Here is a 265-nt window from a genome sequence, read left to right on the forward strand (position 1 = left end):
CTTCCCCCGCCCTCATCTCGCCGGCCTTCGCCAGGCGTTCGAACGGCTGCGTGCCGCAGGCGAGAAGGCGTGCGAGTTCGCTTGCCGGCCGCGGCTCGCTGAAGAGATAGCCCTGCACCTCGGTGCAGCCTTCGCGCGACAGGCGTTCCAGCTGTTCGGGCGTCTCCACCCCCTCCGCCGTCGTCAGCATCTGCAGGCTGCGCCCGAGCCCGGTGACAGCGCGGATGATCGCCATCGCCTCCGGCCGGTCGGAGAGTTCGCGCAC

Annotated in this window: 1 protein-coding gene; it reads right to left on the reverse strand. The window is 70.9% G+C overall.

Annotation, left to right across the window (positions count from 1 at the left end; genetic code table 11):
* Positions 1-265: EAL domain-containing protein (locus CH341_RS32755; RefSeq protein ID WP_146604793.1), on the reverse strand; the 265-nt coding region annotated here is incomplete at both ends.

It is taken from the genome of Rhodoplanes roseus (assembly GCF_003258865.1).
In the GTDB taxonomy this organism is placed as follows: domain Bacteria; phylum Pseudomonadota; class Alphaproteobacteria; order Rhizobiales; family Xanthobacteraceae; genus Rhodoplanes; species Rhodoplanes roseus.